Here is a 17,387-nt window from a genome sequence, read left to right on the forward strand (position 1 = left end):
AATTGACAGCTAAAGTAGAAAAACAAAATAAAAAGAGTATAGACATGAAGGAAATTTTAGTAAAATATAAAAGTTTAATAGGACTAGTATTATTAATAGCAGTCGTATCAATATTAAGTCCATCGTTTTTAAGTAGTAAAAATATATTTAATATACTTAGACAAACTTCTGTAAATGCAATAATAGCAGCGGGTATGACTTTTGTTATATTAACTGGAGGAATAGACCTTTCAGTAGGTTCAATTCTTGCAATAAGTGGAGCAGTATGTGCAAGTTTACTTGCTTCAGGGCAAAGTATAGTAGTAGGAATAATAGCAGCAATATTAGTTGGAGCTTTCGTTGGATTTTTAAATGGATTTGTAATAGCAAAAGGAAAATTACAACCTTTCATAGCAACATTAGCAACAATGACAATTTTAAGAGGTTTAACATTAGTATTTACAGATGGTAAACCAATAACTTTAGGAAGTAACGATTTAGCTATTAAATTTGGAAATATAGGTGGAGGTATGATATTTGGTATACCGACTCCAGCAATAATAATGTTAGTAGTATTTGTAGTTTGTGCATATGTCCTTAAAAGTACTAAAATGGGAAGATATACATATGCATTAGGTTCAAATGAAGAAGCAACAAAGTTATCAGGACTTAATACAGATAAAATAAAAATATGTGTATACACTATAAGTGGTATATTAGCTTCAATAGCTGGTATCATAATAACATCAAGATTATATTCAGCACAACCAACAGCAGGTACAGGTTATGAATTAGACGCAATAGCAGCAGTAGTTCTTGGAGGAACAAAGCTAGCTGGTGGTAAAGGTAAAATAAGTGGAACTATAATAGGGGCATTAATAATCGGAGTATTAAGTAATGCACTTAACATATTAGACGTATCATCATATTACCAAATGATGGTTAAAGGTATAGTTATATTAATAGCAGTACTTTTAGATAGAAAAAATAACTAGGAGGAAATGAAAATGAAAAAATTTCTTTCTATAATAATGGTACTAGTGTTAAGCTGTTTAACATTAGTAGGATGTAGACAAGTAGATAATGATACTAAAAAAATAGGACTTATAGTATCAACATTAAATAATCCATTTTTCGTAGATTTGAGAGATGGAGTTATAAAAAAAGCTAAAGAGTTAGGGTATGAAGTGGTAGTACTTGATTCACAAAATGACCCAGCTAAAGAAGTATCTAACATGGAAGATATAAGCGTTAAAAATGTAGATGTAGTTCTTTTAAATCCTGTAGATTCAGATTCAGCAGTAGCATCAGTTATGATTGCAAATAATTCAGATTTGCCGGTTGTAACAGTAGATAGAGCTTCAAATGGTGGAAAAGTAGTATCTCATATAGCATCAGATAATGTAGCTGGTGGAGATATGGCAGCTAAGTTTTTAATAGAAAAACTTGGTGGACAAGGAAATATAGTTGAACTTGAAGGTATAGCAGGATCTTCTGCAACTAGAGATAGAGGTAAGGGATTTGAAGATGGTATTAAAGGAAGTAGCTTTAATCTAGTATCAAAACAAAGTGCAGACTTTGATAGAACTAAAGGACTTTCAGTTATGGAAAATATAATACAATCTAAATCAGATATATCTGCAGTATTTGCACAAAATGATGAAATGGCACTAGGTGCTCAAAAAGCACTAGAAGGTGCAGGTATGAAAGACGTGTTAGTAGTTGGGTTTGATGCAACAGAGGATGCTGTTGATGCAGTTAAAAAAGGAAAAATGGCAGCAACAGTGGCACAACAACCAATACTAATAGGTGAAACAGCAGTTGAAGCAGTTCATAAATTATTAAGTAATGGAAAGATAGATGCTTATATACCGGTTGAATTAAAATTAATAACTAAGTAATAAAAAATGGTATTGTCAAAATTATTGGCAATGCCATTTTTTATTTAAATAAATTAAGTAATAATTATATTCTTAAAAAATTAAAAATATTCTAAAAAATATAAGGATGTTTAGAAAATAAAAAAATTTCCAAAAAAAGGTTTACAAATTAGTTACAATTAGATTACTATTATAAATATAAAAATTACAAAATAGTAACAAAAACTGAAAATTATAATGTTGGTATAAAAAAAGATAATTGGGAGGATTTTATGATAAAGAAAACAATGATAATTTGTATGCTTCTTTGTTCATTCATATTCGCTTTTAATACTCTAGATTCATATGCAGATAGTACAGGAGTAGTCACTACATCAAAGCTTAATGTAAGAAGTGGTCCATCGACTAAATATAAAGTAATAGGATCTTTATATAGAAATAATTCTGTGACAATATTAAGTAGTAGCAATGGATGGCATAAAGTAAGACTATCAAATAATAAAGAAGGATGGTCAAGTGGAAAATATATAAAAGTAGGGTCAAGTTCAAACAATACTAATTCCAATACAAGTAATACATCAACAGAAAATCAAAGTAAGTATGCTATGAATGTAGTTGCAACAGCATATACAGGATATAGTACAACATCAACAGGGCAAAAACCTGTATGGGGAACTATTGCGGTTGATCCTAAGGTAATACCTTATGGAACAAAGGTTTATATACCTTATTTTGATCAAGTATTTGTAGCAAATAATACTGGTGGAGCTATAAAAGGAAATAAAATAGATATATTTATGAATACAAGAAAAGAGTGTTACAACTGGGGAAGAAGAACTATAGAAATACAAGTACTTAAATAGTTTAACCTATTTAAAAATAAAAGGAGGGATTATCCCTCCTTTTATTATTTTTTAGATTTAGTAAGATATTTTTTGCTATTTACTATAAACATAAAAGCACTTAATATTATTCCAAATGATGATAATATTACAAATACTAACTGATTTGATTTCATAAAAATATCAAATGAAACCATACAAATACCCATAGCAGTTATTAATAAAATATCCCAGATCCTGTCCATGGAAATATATATTCCTCCCTTTAATTTACTTTATTTAAGTTTTTATAATAAACTTAAAAAGTATATATGATATATATTGAGATTATATGCTAATTATATGTTTATTGTTCTTTTTGGTATACTAAGTTTTATAGTTTTTTCAATTTCTTCTAGCATTCTTTCATTTTTTGGATCTATGAATAAACAAGTATAACCTTTTTCACCAGCTCTACCACATCTACCTATACGATGTACATATGACTCAACACTTTCAGGTATATCATAGTTATAAATATGACTAACACCACTAACATCAAGACCTCTAGCAGCAACATCAGTAGCTATTAGGTATTGAATATCAGCATTTCTGAATGATTTCATTATTCTTTCACGCTTAGATTGTTGTATATCACTGTGTAATTTAGCACAGTTAAATCCTCTTTGATAAAGACCTTCTTCTAGTTTATCAACTCTTGCTTTTGTTCTACAAAATATTATAGCCATAAATGGATTATCTTCATTTAGTACACTACATAATGCATCTTGTTTATGTCTGTCAGTAGTTTCAACTACCTCTTGAACTATATTATCAAGAGTTACATCGGCTTTAGCAACGGTAACTACTGAAGGGTCTTTCATATATCTATAAGCAAGTTTTTTAACTTGTGAATCCATAGTAGCAGAAAAACATAATATTTGGCGCTTTTTAGGTATAGCACTTATTATAGACTCTATATCATTTTTAAATCCCATAAAAAGCATTTCATCAGCTTCATCAAGGACTAGTGTTTTTAATTTGCTAAGATCAATAGTTTTTCTCATTATATGATCTATAAGTCTTCCTGGAGTAGCTATTACTAAATGAATATTACCCTTTAACTTTTTTAATTGAGAGCTTATGTCCTTACCACCATAAGCTGCTAGAATATTTACATTTTTACCTTCTTTAAGCTTCATAGCTTCTTCAGTTATTTGAATAGCAAGTTCTCTAGTTGGTGATATGATTAAAGCTTGTATATGATTATTGCTTAAATCAATATTTTCAAATATAGGTAGTAAAAAAGCTAAAGTTTTACCAGTACCAGTTTGAGCTTGAGCAATAACGTCATTTCCAGATTTAATAAGTTCAATACTTTGTTCTTGTACTGGTGTTGGATTTGTAATGCCGTTTCTATTTAAAATATTTACTATATTTTCATTAATTCCTAAATTATTAAAATTCATTTTTCTTACCTTTCATTTATGTGTATTTAATTAAATTATAAGATTGTAATCTATTAATAATATCATAATATTTAGATTAATACTAATATTTATGACCTGAAAATGAAATTTTTATCTGATTATGTCTGATAACTCTATATTAACATTAGAAAGGTTATCTCCAGATACAGTATTAAATTCTTCAATAATTTTAATAGGAATACTTACTTTAAACGTAGAGCCTTTATTTATCTTCGAATCTACAGATATAGTTCCTTCATGTAAATCTACAAATGACTTTACAATAGATAAACCTATACCACTACCTTCATTATATTTAGTAAAACTATCATCTATTTGAGTAAATTTATCAAATATCTTAGATAAGTTTTTATCATCTATTCCTATTCCAAAGTCCTTAACAATAAATATAAGTAATTTATCTTTAACAACTATATTAGCAAGTATCTTTGAGTTACTTTTAGAAAATTTAATAGCATTAGAAAGTAGGTTTAAAACGATTCTTTCTATTTTTTCTGAATCAACAGCCATTATTAATTCTTCGGTATTAGTGTCAAATACTATTTCTAACTCCTTAGATATAGCATAAGGAATAACTGATAATACTGTGTCTTCTATTAAAGTTATTACATCTATATTTTTTAAATTTAAATCACCAAAACCAGAATCTATTTTTGCAATATCAATTATATTGTTAATAAGTCTAATAAGTCTATTAGTATTTTGATCAATAATATCTAACGTATTATCGATATTATTATTAGTATTATTATTTATCTTCCTCAAAAGTTGATTAGAAGAAGATATAACTGCAACTGGAGTTCTAAGTTCATGGCTTATATTTGATATAAAATTACTTTTAGTATTGTTTGCATCTTCAGCAAGCTGTTTTGCACGCATTAATTCATCTTGATATTTTTTATGTCTTATTGATTTAATTAAAAGAGCTATAATTATTAATATAAATCCTAGTATAGTAAAGCTAACGGGAAGTATTAATCCTTTATACTTTATTAAAAATGGAGTAGGTTTGTTTATTATTGTCGACTCTTTTGGAATCGAATTTAAGGAAATATTATTTTTCTTTAAATTATCATAATTAAACATCCATATATTAGCTTCATTATTATTTATAAATTTTGGTAATGATATTTTATTACTTAAAATATCATTAATTAACTTAGCTGCTTCTTTACCTTGTTCATAATGGTTAATAACCTTACCACCTATCATATTTTTGTAAATATCATAACTTAAATTCGTAAAAATAGGAGCTTTAATATTTTCATTGATTACATCAATAGACTTTTCAACACTTATAGACTTTCCAGCTCCATCACGATAAGGATATAGGAAAAATACAATATCTTTATCAGAATTTAACTTTAATAGATCATTTAGAAAGTCATTATTAACTTCTGATGGCATAGGTAAATATTTAAAATTAAATTGTTTATATGAATCTTTAAAACTATAAAATTCATTTATTTCTTTTTTATATCTTTTTGCATCACCTGTAATTAAAACTAAGTTTCTTTTTTCTTTACTGTTTTTAGGATAAAGCGTATTTATTAAATCTAAATTCTCAGATATAGAAGGGGATTCAATTACACCTCCACTAATATTTAATTCTTTAGCTTTTTTTATATTACTTTCTTCACTTACCCCAAAGAAAACAATTGGTACATCATCAAATAAAGAGTCTTTATATTTCAAACCGAAATTTAAGGCCATATCGTCGCCTAAAATTATTGCATCAAATTTTTTATAATTCTTAATCTTAAACTTCAACAAATTATAAAATGTTTCTTCACTTTGTTCAGATTTAAACTTTTTCCCATCCATATATTCAATTTGTAAATCATATTTAGAGTTAAGTTCATCAGATAAACCTTTAATTTGATCATTAAAGCTAGTAAAACCTGGAGAATATGAACTAATAAATAATATACTTTTATCTTGTGCATTTATTTTTATAGGATAAAAAAATATATTACCAACTAAAAATATGAATGTAATAATTTTAAAAAATTTATTTTTCATGATGAGTGTCCTTTGTAGTTTTTATTTATTAAGTATTATTATAACAAATATCATAAAACCTATGATTAAACTTCTCTATGGTAAATAATGGAAAAATAAATGGTTATTAAAAATATAAGAATAGAAATAGAAATAATATTAAAACTATAAGTAAAAGTTATAGCATTGTAAATTTGGAGGAAGCAATGAGTTGTAAATGGAAATCAAATAGATGTGAAGATAGATGGTGTGAAAATAAAGCTGATGAAAGTGGTTATTGTATATTCCATAAACATAATAAAAATGATAAGGAAAATAAAGTCTTTATAGAAAAAATAAAAGAAGAAAAAATAAGCGATTTTAGTGGATTTATATTTGAAGATAAATTTGATATAAATGAAGTTATAGATTATGAATATGATGAATTAAAATTTATAGAAACTAAATTTTTAAAAGAAGTTATTTTTAGTGAATATGAGTTTAGAGGAAATGTATATTTTGAAAATATATACTTTAAAGAAAAAGTATCATTTAAAGATAGTATATTTGATAATAATTGTATCTTTTATAAAGTTGAATTCAGTAAAAAACATATAAATGAAAAAATATTTGAAAAGGTCAAATTTAGAGGCCAAAATCTTACTATAAATAAAGTTAAAAACCTTCCTAGGATGGATGGGATAAGCTTTAACGGATGTACAAAATTTATACTTAAAAATATTGACTATAAAAAAGAATCTTATTTAAATGGTAAAGTTAATTATAAAATAGCTAGAAATCAAGCACAAAAAATAGGTGATCATGAAAGAATAGGTCATTATTATTATAAAGAAAGAGCTTATGGTTCAAAAACTATGAAAGCATCAGACTACCCAAGTTATAGAGACTATATGTCAGAAAAGCTTTTTGATATTTTATCAAGATATACTATAGGTTATGGGGAGAGACCTTGGAACATATTTATCATAGCATTTCTTATAATAAGCATATTTGCATTTTTATATATGTTTACAGGAATAAAAAGTATAAGTAACAATGTGATTGGAGTAAATGTATATAATTTAAATGGATATAGCTTTTTAGAAATTATAAAGTTATATATAGATTTGTGGTATTTTAGCATGGTTACATTTAGTACTGTTGGATATGGTGATATGATTGTAACTAGTATATTTGGAAAAATACTAGTAAGCATTGAAGTTTTTTTAGGAGTCACAATTGGTGCAACGTGGGCATCTGTGGTAATAAAAAGAATGATAAGGTAAGTTAGTAAATTATTACACATATATTATCAACCTAAAAAGGAAAAAACTAATATATACTTATTAATTCAAGAAGGTGACAACTGTGAAAAAGAAAATTCAACAACTATTGATACTTTTCATAATCTTAGCGTGTACAACTCCTACAATAACATATGCTAAAGATAAAAATATTGATAAGTACTCAAAATCATCAATACTTATTGACCAAGATACAAATAGAGTTTTATATGAAAAAAATCCAGATGCAAAACTACCTTTAGCTAGTTTAAGTAAAATGATGACATTTTTACTAGCAATAGAAGCTATAGAAAATAAGGAAGTTAAAAAGACAGATATAATAACAGTAGATGCATCGATTGCTAAAGTTAGAGGATCAAGTTATCATTTAAAAGTAGGAGAAAAAGTACCTTTATATGAACTTATGAAAGGGCTTATGATAGTATCTGGAAATGACGCAGCAGTGGCAATTGCGAAACACATAGGTAAGGATGATAAAACATTTGTAGAAAGAATGAATAAAAAAGCAAGTGATATAGGAATGACAAATACACATTTTGTAAATTGTAATGGTCTTCCTATATATGATTTAAGTGATCCTAAAAAGCCACCTAAAGAAAATATATCAACTGCAAGAGATATAGCTACGCTTGGAAAATACATGTTTGACAATTATGAAAAAGAAGTAACGGCTATAACTGATATGTCTACTTATTCATATCCTGAAAGAGGATTTGTAAAAAATAATACAAATGCACTACTTAGAATGTTACCAGAAGTAGATGGTATTAAAACTGGATATACAGGAAATGCAGGGTATTGTTTATCTTTTTCGATGAAAGTAAATGAAACTGATAAAAATGAAAAAGAAAGAAGATTAATTGGTGTAACACTTGGTGCAAACCATAAAGATAAAAGGTTATCAGCATCGCTTTCTATGTTAAACTATGGAAAAGATAATTTTAATACTAAAAAGGTAGTTGAAAAAAATCAATTAATAGGTAAGAAATATATAAAAGGTTTAGAAGAATTAGAAGTATCATTAAAAGCAGACAAGGAACTTTACACTATTATAGGTAATGAAGAAAATTTAAATTGTCAGGTTACATTTAAGGAAGTAAGTTATCCTGTTAAAAAAGGAGACGTACTTGGAGTAATAAAATATTATACTGATGATGGAGAAATTTTAGGTAGTGTAAATATAGTAAGTGAAAATGATGTAAATCATGCATCTTTCAAAACAAAAATTAAAATGATATTTGCTGATTAGATAAAAAGAAAAATGTATATAATTTAGATAAAAAGAGTAAAAAATAAAAGAAATAAAAAATATTGTAATTTATAAATCTCTATGATATACTACTAGAGGTGAAAAAATTAAATAATCACACACGACAATGGGATCCTGAAAAGGTGCCTAAAATGGTTTTTTTGGGAGATGATCATGTCGGAGGTATAAAACCAAGGAGGTAGCAACATGTCAGTAATATCAATGAAACAATTATTAGAAGCTGGTGTTCATTTTGGACATCAAACTAGAAGATGGAACCCTAAAATGGCTAAATACATCTTCACAGAAAGAAACGGAATATACATCATAGACTTACAAAAAACTGTAAAGAAAGCTGAAGAAGCTTACAAGGCTATGAAAGAAGTAGCTGAAACTGGAAAGCCAGTTTTATTCGTAGGAACTAAGAAACAAGCTCAAGATGCTATAAAAGACGAAGCTGAAAGATGTGGAATGTTCTACGTAAATGAAAGATGGTTAGGTGGAATGTTAACAAACCACAATACTATACAAACAAGAATCAAAAAATTAAGAGAATTAGAAAAAATGGAAAACGAAGGTGTATTCAACGTTTTACCTAAAAAAGAAGTTATAAAATTAAGAGCTGAAAAAGAAAAATTAGAAAAATACTTAAATGGTATGAAGGATATGCCTGAATTACCAGGAGCTATGTTCGTAGTTGACCCAAGAAAAGAAAGCATAGCTATACAAGAAGCTCACAGATTAGGGATACAAGTATTCGGAATAGTTGATACTAACTGTGATCCAGAAGAATTAGATTACGCTATACCTGGAAATGATGATGCTATAAGAGCTGTTAAATTAATAACTGCTGCTATGGCAAATGCTATAATAGAAGGAAGACAAGGTGCTGAAGAAGAAGTATCTGAAGAAGAACAAGCATAATCAAAAAAATTACAACTAAATGGTAAGGGTCTAACCCTTACCATTAATAATATGTAGGAGGATACCAAAATGGCTATAACTGCACAAATGGTTAAAGAGTTAAGAGAAAGTACTGGCGCTGGAATGATGGACTGTAAAAAAGCTTTAGTAGAAGCTGAAGGAAACATGGAAAGAGCCGTAGATATATTAAGAGAAAAAGGTTTATCTAAAGCTGCTAAGAAGGCTGATAGAGTTGCTGCAGAAGGTCTAGTTTGTATAGAAATGAACGCTGACAACACTGTTGCATCAATGGTAGAAGTAAACTCAGAAACAGATTTCGTTGCTAAAAACGAAGATTTCAAAACTTTCGTTAAAGATGCTGCTGTAATGGCTTTATCTACATCTAACGAAGATGTTGCTGGATTATTAGCGGAAACTCATCCAGAAGGAATATCTTTACAAGAAGTTTTAAACAACAGAACTGCTAAAATAGGAGAAAAGTTAGACTTAAGAAGATTCGTTAAGTTAACTACTGAAGGGCAAGTTGCTGGATACATACATGGTGGTGGAAAAATAGGTGTCTTAGTTGAAATGGCAACTACTGCAAGAGATGCAGAAGTTGTAGCTATGGGAAGAGATATAGCAATGCAAGTTGCAGCTATGAATCCTAAGTACGTTTCAAGAAACGATGTAGATGCTGAATACATAGCTCACGAAACAGAAATATTAACTCAACAAGCTTTAAATGAAGGAAAGCCAGCTAACATAGTTGAGAAAATGATAAAAGGTAGATTAGAAAAGCAATTAAAAGAAGTTTGCTTATTAGAACAACCTTTCGTTAAAAATGGAGATTTAACAATAAAGCAATTAGTTGCAGAAACTGCTAAAAAAGTAGGAGCTGAAATCGAAGTTGTTAAAGTTGTTAGATTCGAAGTTGGAGAAGGTATAGAAAAGAAAGAAGAAAACTTTGCAGAAGAAGTTGCTAAGCAACTTAAGTAATTGTTAAAAGAGAACACTTAAGTGTTCTCTTTTTTTGAAAAATCAGGAAAAAAGATTAAGTAGGAGGATTTCTAATGAGTAAACCAGCATACAAAAGAGTATTATTAAAAATAAGTGGCGAAGCATTAGCAGGCGAAAAAGGATTCGGAATAAATAATGAGGTTGTTAATGAAATAGCTTTAGGGATAAAAGAGATACAAGAAAAAGGTGTTGAAGTAGCTATAGTTATAGGCGGAGGAAATTTTTGGAGAGGTAGAACTTCTGAAGGAATGGATAGAACTACTGCAGATTATATAGGTATGTTAGCTACAGTAATGAACTCTATGGCTATGCAAGATGCACTTGATAATATGGAAGTACCAAGTAGAGTACAAACTGCTATAGAAATGAGACAAATAGCAGAACCATATATAAGAAGAAGAGCTGTAAGACACTTAGAAAAAGAAAGAGTTGTTATATTTGGTGCAGGAACTGGAAATCCATACTTCTCAACTGATACAGCAGCAGCACTTAGAGCGGCTGAAATGGAAGCTGAAGTAATATTACTTGCGAAAAATGTTGATGCGGTATATGATAAAGATCCAAAAGTACATGCAGATGCAGTTAAGTTTGAAGAATTATCATATATGGAAGTTCTACAAAAAGAATTAAAGGTTATGGATACAACGGCTACATCTTTATGTATGGATAACCAAATTCCAATAAAGGTATTTGAATTATCTACAGAGAATATAATAAAGGCAGTAATGGGTGAAAAGATAGGTACAACTGTTAAATAATATATAGGTCTTGTCTAATTATATAAAAAGCAGTTATTATATAAATATAATAAACACAGGAGGGTATTAAAATGAAAGAATTACAAAAGCAATTAGAAGCTAAAATGGCTAAAACTATAGAAGCTTTAAAATATGACTACACAAGTATAAGAGCAGGGAGAGCTAATGCTCAAATGTTAGACAAAATAAGAGTTGACTACTATGGAACTCCAACTCCAGTTAATCAAGTAGGAGCTGTTTCTGTTCCAGAACCAAGAACTATAATGATAAGCCCTTGGGATAAATCAGCTATGGCTGAAATAGAAAAAGCTATAAGAAACTCTGATTTAGGATTAAACCCAACTAATGATGGTAACGTTATAAGACTATCAGTTCCAGCTTTAACAGAAGAAAGAAGAAAAGAATTAGCTAAGCAAGTTCACAAAGTAGCTGAAGAGTTTAAAGTTAGACTTAGAAATGAAAGAAGAGATGCTAACGATAAATTAAAGAAGATGGAAAAAGACGGGGAAATAACTGCTGATGAATTAAAGAAGGGCCAAGAAGAGGTTCAAAAAACTACAGATAAATTCATAAAAGAAATAGATGAAGTAGCTAAGTCAAAAGAAGCAGATATAATGGAGGTATAATATTGGAAAAATATTATAACCTTTTAGGCCTTCATGTAAATGATGTAGAAAGTCACTTTAAAAGTAAAAATATAAAATACACTATTAAAACTATCCAAGGTAAAAAAGACAAGGATAAATTAGTTATACCTAAAGTTATAAAAATATCACAACTAGATGATAGTGTAGAACTATTAATCACATATTTTTCTAACTCCTTAAATTAAGGAGTTAGAATTAATATTGGAGGCAAATATGAATAAAAAGAATACATATGACATAGACTTAAATAAAGTGCCTACTCATATAGCTATTATAATGGATGGAAATGGAAGATGGGCTAAAGCTAGATTTCTTCCTAGAACAGCAGGACATAAAGCTGGAGTAGAAACTATAAGAGAAGTTGTAAAAGAATGTTCAAGATTAGGTGTAAAACACTTAACGCTTTACGCTTTTTCAACAGAAAATTGGAAAAGACCTAAAATTGAAGTAGATACACTGATGAGCTTATTATCAACATATCTAAAAAATGAAATAAGAGAACTTCACAGTAATAATGTGAAGGTAACAGCAATAGGTGATGTAAGTCAATTACCAAAGAGTTGTGTAGAAGAATTAGAAAGATCTTATGAATTAACAAAGTATAATACTGGAGTTAACTTAAATTTAGCATTAAACTATGGAAGTAGATATGATATAAAAAATGCTATGGTAAATATAGCAAAAGATGTAAAATGTGGTAAAATAGATGTAACAGATATAGACGAAGATACTATAAAAAACTATTTGAGCACAAAGTCTATTCCAGACCCAGATTTAATCATTAGAACTAGTGGAGAAGAAAGATTAAGTAACTTCCTACTTTGGGAAGCTGCATATTCGGAATTCTACTTTACAGATATACACTGGCCAGCATTTAATGCGAGTGAACTTCAAAAGGCTATCTACGTATATCAAACTAGAGACAGAAGGTTTGGAGGACTAAAGTAAGGAGAATATTTTATGCTTACAAGGATTATTGGTGGATTAGCCCTAATACCGTTATTTTTATTTATTATAGTTGGAGGGATACCTTTATACATCGCGGAAGTAGCAATAGTTTGCATTGGACTTAATGAGTTTTATAAAGCATTCAAAAGTAAAGATATAAATCCATTATTTATTATAGGGTATATATTTGCAGCATATCTAGGTATAAAAAATACGTTTAATTTGCATATAGAATATACTTACGTAGTAGTATTTATACTTTTCTTAACAGGTATAGGATATCTTTTAAAATGTAAAAATAATATACTAGATATTGCAATTACTTTTTTAGGAATTTTTTATGTAGCAATATTTTTAGATTTTATAATACTTACAATAAATGATTTTGAATTTGGAAAGATTTTTGTATGGCTTATATTTATAATATCCTTTGCAACAGATACATTTGCATACTTCACTGGATACTTATTTGGAAGACACAAACTGATACCTAAAGTAAGCCCTAAAAAAACTGTTGAAGGAAGTATTGGTGGCATACTAGGAAGTGCATGCCTTTGTATTTTATTTGGATATATATTTAGTTTAAATTTATTTACTATGGCTGTAATAGGTAGTTTGGGCAGTATAGTTGCACAATGTGGGGACTTATTTGCATCTTCAATAAAGAGATATGTAGGTATAAAAGATTATGGAAAATTAATACCAGGTCATGGCGGTATATTAGATAGATTTGATAGTGTTATATTAGTAGCACCATATGTATATTATGCAATCGACTTTTTTATTAAGTAGCTTCAGTTTAACTGAAGCTTTAATTATATTCAAAACTATTTATTAAAATGAAAAAAACTTCATATAATATGAAAAGATACGTATTAGTGGTATAATATAACAGTAAATTAAAGCTTATATTTAAAGAAAGGAAATATTTCAAAATTAAGTAGAGTTAATATCTATTTACTTAGAAATAAGATAAGTGAATTTTATGAAAAAGATATCTATTTTAGGATCTACGGGATCTATAGGAAAACAAACTTTAGATGTAGTAAGAGCAAATAAAGATAAATTTGAAGTTGTTGCTATTTCTGCTAATAGTAGTGTAGATTTATTATTAGAACAAATAAAAGAATTTAAACCTAAATATGTTGCAGTATACGACGAAGTAAGCTGTATGAAATTAAAATCTATGATACCAAGTGATATAAATATAGAAATATTAAGTGGTATGGAAGGGTTAAAGGCTATATCATCATTAGATGAAATAGATGTATTATTAACTGCTATAGTTGGTATGATCGGATTACTTCCGACACTTTGCGCTATAAGAAATGGTAAAGATATAGCTCTTGCTAATAAAGAAACATTAGTGTGTGCAGGTAGCTTAGTTATGAGTGAAGCAAAAAAACATAATGTTAACATACTACCAGTAGATAGTGAACACAGTGCAATATTTCAATGCTTAAATGGAGAAAAAAATAAGGAAATAGAAAAAATTATACTTACAGCATCTGGTGGTCCTTTTAGAGGAAAGAAAAAACAAGATTTATTACATATAACTAAAAATGAAGCCCTAAAACATCCTAATTGGAGTATGGGGAGAAAAATAAGCATAGATTCATCTACACTTATGAATAAAGGACTTGAAGTTATAGAGGCTAAATGGCTATTTGGAGTAGATTACAATGATATAGATGTAGTAGTACATCCTCAAAGTATAATACATTCAATGGTTCAATTTATAGATAGTTCAGTTATGGCTCAACTTGGATGCCCTGATATGAGACTTCCAATACAATATGCATTAACTTATCCGGATAGATCGGTAAATGATTTTGAAAGATTAGATTTAGCAAAGTTAGCTACACTTACATTTGAAAATCCAGATTTAGAAACATTCCCATGTTTAAAGTTGGCATATGACACATTAAAAATGGGAGGAACATACTCAGCTGCATTAAATAGTGCAAATGAAGTACTAGTAAGTGAATTTTTAGAGGATAAAATTGGCTTTTATGACATACCATATTACATAGAGAAGACTTTAGAAGCTCATGATAGTATAGAAAACCCAACATTAGAGGAAATACTAGAAGTAGATAAATGGAGTAGAGATTTTGTTAAAAATTCTATACGTTAATAATATAGAATAAAGAAGTTAAAAATTTATATAAAGGATGGTGATGTTATGACTATAATAATAGCATTGTTATTATTTAGTTTAATTGTGTTTATTCATGAATTAGGACACTTCCTTCTTGCAAAAAGAGCTGGAATAACAATACATGAATTTGCAATAGGTATGGGACCTAAGTTATTTAGTATAAAAAGGGATGTAGAATACTCAGTAAGATTGCTACCATTAGGTGGATTTGTAAGTATGGAAGGTGAAGATGGAGAATCTAATGACCCTAACTCATTTGGAAATAAAAGTATACTTCAAAGAGCAAGTGTTATATTTGCAGGACCATTTTTCAATATAATACTTACAGTAATATTATTAATACCAGTAATAATATACATAGGAACGCCAATACCAAAGTTTGATAAAGTAATGCCTAATAGTCCTGCCCAAAAGGCTGGTATTGAAGTAGGAGACACAATAAAAAGTGTAAACGGAGAATCGATAAAATCTTGGGAACAATTAGTAAAGACTGTACATGATTCTAATGGAAAAGAATTAAAATTAGAAATAGATAGAGAAGGAAAAACTCAATCTGTAAACTTAACGCCTGCTAAAAATGAAAAAGGAAGTTATCAAATAGGTATAATGCCAGTTAATGAAAGAGATTACATAGGTGCAATACCAAAAGCATTTAAAATGACTGGTGATATGATAGTACAAATATTAACATTCTTTGGACAATTAATAACAGGAACAGTTCCTGGTGGAATAGGAAATTCAGTAGCAGGACCAATAGGAGTTTTCGGAATTGTTTCAAATGCCGCTAAAATGGGTATTATCAACCTTATAAATATAGCAGCATTAATAAGTTTAAACTTAGGTATATTTAATTTACTTCCAATACCAGCACTTGATGGTGGAAGACTTGTTATGATAGGACTTGAAGCCATAAGAGGTGGAAAAAAATTAGATCCTAACAAAGAAGGAATGTTACACTTAGCAGGATTTGCAGTATTAATGGCATTTATGATATTTGTAACATATAAAGATATAACTAGATTATTCTAAAAAGAGAAATAAAAAGTAGGTGACGACGTGAGTTACGAGAGAAGAAAAAGCAGAGAAGTTAGTGTAGGACGTTTGAAAATAGGAGGGAATAATCCTATAAGTATACAATCTATGACTAATACTGATACAAGAGATGCCAAAGCTACAATAGCTCAAATAAAAGCATTAGAGGAAGTTGGATGTGATGTTGTAAGAGTTGCAGTTCCAGATATGGAAGCAGCTAAAAATATAGGTGAAATTAAGTCTAATGTAAATATACCTGTAATAGCAGATATTCATTTTGATTATAGACTAGCACTTGAAGCTATAGACCAAGGTATAGACGGTGTTAGAATAAATCCAGGAAATATCGGTAGTATAGATAAAGTTAAAATGGTAGTTGAAAAGTGTAAAGAAAAAAATCTAAAAATTAGAATAGGTGTAAATGGTGGATCATTAGAAAAAGAATTACTTCAAAAATATGGTTCAGCAACGCCTAAAGCTCTAGTTGAAAGTGCATTAGGACATGTAAAAATACTAGAAGATTTAGATTTTAGAAATATAGTAATATCTCTTAAATCATCAGATATATATAAGACACTAGATGCTTATGAACTTATATCTAAAAAGGTAGACTATCCACTTCATATTGGTATAACTGAATCAGGCAGTGTTAAAAAAGGAACTATAAAATCTTCAATAGGAGTAGGAGCTCTTCTCCTTAAAGGAATAGGAGATACTGTAAGAATATCTCTTACAGGAGATCCTTGTGAAGAAGTAATAGTAGGTAAGGAAATACTAAGAAGCTTAGGATTATTAAATGATAAGATAAAAGTAGTATCTTGTCCTACTTGTGGAAGATGTAATATAGATTTAATAAGTGTAGTAAATGAAGTTGAAAAGAAAATAAATCATATGGATAAAAATATAACTGTTGCGATAATGGGTTGTGCAGTTAATGGACCTGGAGAAGCCAGAGAAGCTGATATTGGTATAGCTGGTGGAAAAGGTGAAGGTTTATTATTCAAAAAAGGTGAAATAGTTAGAAAAATAAAAGGTAATTCATTGGTAGATGAGTTATTAGAAGAGATAGATAAATATTAATAAAAAAGTACTTATATGAAAATATAAGTACTTTTTTATTGAAAATAACTTAGAAATATAATATATTCTGTACTTTTATGTAGACTAAATTTGCAAAAAATGATAAAATATACAAGCATTGTTTATGCGGGCGGG

18 protein-coding genes are annotated in these 17,387 nt (G+C 28.6%); 15 read left to right on the top strand and 3 right to left on the bottom strand.

Going from position 1 to position 17,387, the window contains the following annotated elements; translation table 11 throughout:
• Positions 1–2: 2 nt before the first annotated feature.
• The 3 genes from rbsC (at position 3) to JNUCC81_RS08055 (ending at position 2,722) form a co-directional block, all read left to right on the top strand.
• On the top strand, positions 3–974 hold the full coding sequence (gene rbsC, locus JNUCC81_RS08045) for a ribose ABC transporter permease (protein WP_454096111.1): 972 nt from the start codon (positions 3–5) through the stop codon (positions 972–974).
• A 12-nt stretch (positions 975–986) separates the two neighbouring features.
• On the top strand, positions 987–1,880 hold the full coding sequence (gene rbsB, locus JNUCC81_RS08050) for a ribose ABC transporter substrate-binding protein RbsB (RefSeq protein WP_454096112.1): 894 nt from the start codon (positions 987–989) through the stop codon (positions 1,878–1,880).
• A gap of 251 nt (positions 1,881–2,131) precedes the next feature.
• Positions 2,132–2,722, top strand: a complete 591-nt coding sequence (locus JNUCC81_RS08055; protein WP_208332862.1) for a 3D domain-containing protein — start codon at positions 2,132–2,134, stop codon at positions 2,720–2,722.
• A 44-nt stretch (positions 2,723–2,766) separates the two neighbouring features.
• Here the strand turns inward: JNUCC81_RS08055 and JNUCC81_RS08060 are convergent, their stop codons facing one another.
• The 3 genes from JNUCC81_RS08060 to JNUCC81_RS08070 all read right to left on the bottom strand — a co-directional run bounded on the left by JNUCC81_RS08060 (position 2,767) and on the right by JNUCC81_RS08070 (position 6,192).
• Positions 2,767–2,946, bottom strand: a complete 180-nt coding sequence (locus JNUCC81_RS08060) for a hypothetical protein (RefSeq protein WP_454096113.1) — start codon at positions 2,944–2,946, stop codon at positions 2,767–2,769.
• A gap of 93 nt (positions 2,947–3,039) precedes the next feature.
• Complete coding sequence (locus tag JNUCC81_RS08065; RefSeq protein ID WP_454096114.1) at positions 3,040–4,149, bottom strand: DEAD/DEAH box helicase; 1,110 nt, start codon at positions 4,147–4,149, stop codon at positions 3,040–3,042.
• Between the two features lie 111 nt (positions 4,150–4,260).
• Positions 4,261–6,192, bottom strand: a complete 1,932-nt coding sequence (locus JNUCC81_RS08070; RefSeq protein ID WP_454096115.1) for a sensor histidine kinase — start codon at positions 6,190–6,192, stop codon at positions 4,261–4,263.
• Positions 6,193–6,377: 185 nt separating this feature from the next.
• Here JNUCC81_RS08070 and JNUCC81_RS08075 point away from each other — a divergent pair, with 185 nt between their 5' ends.
• From JNUCC81_RS08075 to ispG, 12 genes are all read left to right on the top strand, one after another.
• On the top strand, positions 6,378–7,436 hold the full coding sequence (locus tag JNUCC81_RS08075) for a potassium channel family protein (RefSeq protein WP_454096116.1): 1,059 nt from the start codon (positions 6,378–6,380) through the stop codon (positions 7,434–7,436).
• Positions 7,437–7,518: 82 nt separating this feature from the next.
• Positions 7,519–8,703, top strand: coding sequence for a D-alanyl-D-alanine carboxypeptidase family protein (locus JNUCC81_RS08080; protein ID WP_454096117.1), 1,185 nt, complete (start codon positions 7,519–7,521; stop codon positions 8,701–8,703).
• Positions 8,704–8,910: 207 nt separating this feature from the next.
• A complete protein-coding gene (rpsB, locus tag JNUCC81_RS08085) occupies positions 8,911–9,627 on the top strand; it encodes a 30S ribosomal protein S2 (RefSeq protein ID WP_042273559.1) in 717 nt (238 codons plus the stop codon).
• Between the two features lie 69 nt (positions 9,628–9,696).
• Complete coding sequence (gene tsf, locus JNUCC81_RS08090) at positions 9,697–10,605, top strand: translation elongation factor Ts (RefSeq protein ID WP_454096118.1); 909 nt, start codon at positions 9,697–9,699, stop codon at positions 10,603–10,605.
• A gap of 74 nt (positions 10,606–10,679) precedes the next feature.
• Positions 10,680–11,384 carry a UMP kinase gene (pyrH, locus tag JNUCC81_RS08095; protein WP_042273561.1) on the top strand — a complete coding sequence of 235 codons (705 nt, stop codon included), beginning with the start codon at positions 10,680–10,682 and terminating at the stop codon, positions 11,382–11,384.
• Positions 11,385–11,455: 71 nt separating this feature from the next.
• On the top strand, positions 11,456–12,010 hold the full coding sequence (gene frr, locus JNUCC81_RS08100; protein ID WP_454096119.1) for a ribosome recycling factor: 555 nt from the start codon (positions 11,456–11,458) through the stop codon (positions 12,008–12,010).
• 2 nt (positions 12,011–12,012) lie between these two features.
• On the top strand, positions 12,013–12,216 hold the full coding sequence (locus JNUCC81_RS08105; RefSeq protein ID WP_454096120.1) for a hypothetical protein: 204 nt from the start codon (positions 12,013–12,015) through the stop codon (positions 12,214–12,216).
• A 28-nt stretch (positions 12,217–12,244) separates the two neighbouring features.
• Positions 12,245–12,979 (top strand): isoprenyl transferase, encoded by a 735-nt coding sequence (locus JNUCC81_RS08110; protein ID WP_208333954.1) that lies wholly within the window; start codon positions 12,245–12,247, stop codon positions 12,977–12,979.
• A gap of 12 nt (positions 12,980–12,991) precedes the next feature.
• Entirely contained in the window at positions 12,992–13,771 is a 780-nt protein-coding gene (locus tag JNUCC81_RS08115) for a phosphatidate cytidylyltransferase (RefSeq protein WP_454096121.1), read from the top strand.
• Between the two features lie 193 nt (positions 13,772–13,964).
• Positions 13,965–15,116, top strand: a complete 1,152-nt coding sequence (locus tag JNUCC81_RS08120; RefSeq protein WP_454096122.1) for a 1-deoxy-D-xylulose-5-phosphate reductoisomerase — start codon at positions 13,965–13,967, stop codon at positions 15,114–15,116.
• 48 nt (positions 15,117–15,164) lie between these two features.
• The gene (gene rseP, locus JNUCC81_RS08125; protein WP_454096123.1) at positions 15,165–16,169 is read left to right on the top strand and encodes an RIP metalloprotease RseP; all 1,005 of its coding nucleotides are present in this window, start codon (positions 15,165–15,167) and stop codon (positions 16,167–16,169) included.
• 27 nt (positions 16,170–16,196) lie between these two features.
• A complete protein-coding gene (gene ispG / locus JNUCC81_RS08130) occupies positions 16,197–17,252 on the top strand; it encodes a flavodoxin-dependent (E)-4-hydroxy-3-methylbut-2-enyl-diphosphate synthase (protein ID WP_454096124.1) in 1,056 nt (351 codons plus the stop codon).
• Positions 17,253–17,387 lie beyond the last annotated feature (135 nt).

The sequence above is a fragment of the Faecalimicrobium sp. JNUCC 81 genome, from assembly GCF_053667625.1.

Bases quoted from the DNA above. Each gene is read 5' to 3' on its own strand.
- rbsB (WP_454096112.1), top strand. From the start codon at position 987: ATGAAAAAATTTCTTTCTATAATAATGGTACTAGTGTTAAGCTGTTTA.
- JNUCC81_RS08055 (WP_208332862.1), top strand. From the start codon at position 2,132: ATGATAAAGAAAACAATGATAATTTGTATGCTTCTTTGTTCATTCATA.
- JNUCC81_RS08060 (WP_454096113.1), bottom strand. From the start codon at position 2,946: ATGGACAGGATCTGGGATATTTTATTAATAACTGCTATGGGTATTTGT.
- JNUCC81_RS08065 (WP_454096114.1), bottom strand. From the start codon at position 4,149: ATGAATTTTAATAATTTAGGAATTAATGAAAATATAGTAAATATTTTA.
- JNUCC81_RS08070 (WP_454096115.1), bottom strand. From the start codon at position 6,192: ATGAAAAATAAATTTTTTAAAATTATTACATTCATATTTTTAGTTGGT.
- JNUCC81_RS08075 (WP_454096116.1), top strand. From the start codon at position 6,378: ATGAGTTGTAAATGGAAATCAAATAGATGTGAAGATAGATGGTGTGAA.
- rpsB (WP_042273559.1), top strand. From the start codon at position 8,911: ATGTCAGTAATATCAATGAAACAATTATTAGAAGCTGGTGTTCATTTT.
- tsf (WP_454096118.1), top strand. From the start codon at position 9,697: ATGGCTATAACTGCACAAATGGTTAAAGAGTTAAGAGAAAGTACTGGC.
- pyrH (WP_042273561.1), top strand. From the start codon at position 10,680: ATGAGTAAACCAGCATACAAAAGAGTATTATTAAAAATAAGTGGCGAA.
- frr (WP_454096119.1), top strand. From the start codon at position 11,456: ATGAAAGAATTACAAAAGCAATTAGAAGCTAAAATGGCTAAAACTATA.
- JNUCC81_RS08110 (WP_208333954.1), top strand. From the start codon at position 12,245: ATGAATAAAAAGAATACATATGACATAGACTTAAATAAAGTGCCTACT.
- JNUCC81_RS08115 (WP_454096121.1), top strand. From the start codon at position 12,992: ATGCTTACAAGGATTATTGGTGGATTAGCCCTAATACCGTTATTTTTA.
- JNUCC81_RS08120 (WP_454096122.1), top strand. From the start codon at position 13,965: ATGAAAAAGATATCTATTTTAGGATCTACGGGATCTATAGGAAAACAA.
- rseP (WP_454096123.1), top strand. From the start codon at position 15,165: ATGACTATAATAATAGCATTGTTATTATTTAGTTTAATTGTGTTTATT.